This window comes from Aeromonas sp. QDB30, assembly GCF_027707645.1.
Taxonomy (GTDB): domain Bacteria; phylum Pseudomonadota; class Gammaproteobacteria; order Enterobacterales; family Aeromonadaceae; genus Aeromonas; species Aeromonas caviae.
This window is the reverse complement of sequence record NZ_JAPCIY010000162.1, coordinates 1-1,650: the sequence shown is the minus strand read 5'-3', so window position 1 is coordinate 1,650 and position 1,650 is coordinate 1. Positions and strand designations below refer to the sequence as shown.

Here is a 1,650-nt window from a genome sequence, read left to right as displayed (position 1 = left end):
TGCGATTAAATCAGATCACAAACGAAGCCTTTTTTCTATCTATTTCAATTGGTTGTAGCTAAAGATCCTGTACATGAATCAGCACTATGATGATGCCGCCACAGACCAGCATCAAGGTATTGAGGCGCGAGGTCTGCCGTACCAGCTCGTCGGCGACGTGCTTGCCGACGGCGGTAAAGCCCTGCTCGGTCTGATGCACCAGGCCCCGCATCTCATTGCGCAGCCCCTCATCTTCACTCAGTCCCAGCACTTGCATGCCCTTCACCAGCGCGACGAAGTCCTGTCGGTACTGCTCGCTGGCCTGCTCCAGCTTGCCGCGGTCAGCCTCCGGCAAGGTTGCCAGCCGCTGCTGGAAATCCTTGTGCAGAGTCTGGAAGCGCTCCAGATACTGGATATCGGAGCGCAGCATGAAGTCTTTCTCCGCCCGCCGCAGCTGCAACATGGTGATGAGCAGCCCCTGTTCATCCAGCTGCTTGAGCCCATCTTCCACCTGATGCACCGCCGTTCTCAGACGCCCATAGAGGCCGTCTTCCGGCCCCAACCCGATGATCTGCTGCTGAGCCACCAGATCGTTGAAGGCCTTGCCATAGGCTCCCATCTGCTGATCCAGCCGGGTCAGCTCGCCCTGCACGGCGCTGAGGTTGTCATCCTGACCCAGGGTCTGGTTGAGCTGGTGAAAATTGGCCAGCACCTCGTTGAAACGGGTCACGAAGGCCGGATCCTTGCGGATCAGGAAATCCTTCTCGGCCCGTCGCAGGTTGAGCATGGCGATCTCGAGCCCGTCCACGTTGCGCTGGGCCTCGGTCAGATGGCGACTCACCTGGTTGGAGTAGAGAAACAGGCCGCTCAATACCAGCATGGCAACGGCGACCAGCGCGGTATTCAGGATCAATTTATGACGGATCAGCACGATGAACCTCTCACAAGCACGGGATGGACTGCATTGAGCTTATGCGGAAAACGTTATCCCCGTTGTTGTTCAAGGAATATTCATTGAAATGCCGGTCCCACTCCTTATACTGGATCCCACCTGTTTCCAGCGGTGGATTTGACACAATGGAATACAACACTTCAGAACTGTGCGACATCTATCAGGACATGGTGGATGTGCTCGAACCCATGCTCTGCTCCTTCGGCGGCCGCGCCTCGTTCGGCGGCGTCATCACCACAGTCAAATGCTTCGAATCAAACGGCCTGATCCGTGAACTCGTCAAAGAGAACGGCGTCGGTCGGGTGTTGCTGATCGATGGCGGTGGCTCCATGCGCCGTGCCCTGATCGACAGCGAGATCGCCACCACGGCGGCGGAAAATGAGTGGGAAGGGATCGTCTGCTACGGTTGCGTCCGTGAGGTCGATATCCTGGAAGATCTCGACATCGGCATTCAGGCCCTGGCGGCCATTCCGGTGGGCGCCGACAGCAAGGATATCGGGGAAACCGATCTGCCGGTCAACTTCGGCGGCGTTACCTTCCTGCCGGATGACCACCTCTATGCCGATACCACAGGGGTGATCCTCTCCCCCGATGCCCTCGACATCGAGTAAACAGCGCTGAGTGAAAATGGGAGCCCTGGCTCTAATGCCAGTCAGTTAAGCCTGACTGGCATTGTTTTTACTAGGTTTTCTCGTCGCATACTTCTGTGGTTTGGCTTT

The 1,650-nt window shown here is 57.0% G+C and carries 1 protein-coding gene and 1 pseudogene; one reads left to right on the top strand and one right to left on the bottom strand.

Annotated elements, in window-relative coordinates:
* Positions 1-61: 61 nt before the first annotated feature.
* Positions 62-910 (bottom strand): annotated as a pseudogene (locus tag PG896_RS20905) (methyl-accepting chemotaxis protein); the annotation flags it as partial.
* Between the two features lie 146 nt (positions 911-1,056).
* Here PG896_RS20905 and rraA point away from each other — a divergent pair.
* Positions 1,057-1,542 carry a ribonuclease E activity regulator RraA gene (gene rraA / locus PG896_RS20900; protein WP_010676045.1) on the top strand — a complete coding sequence of 162 codons (486 nt, stop codon included), beginning with the start codon at positions 1,057-1,059 and terminating at the stop codon, positions 1,540-1,542.
* Positions 1,543-1,650 lie beyond the last annotated feature (108 nt).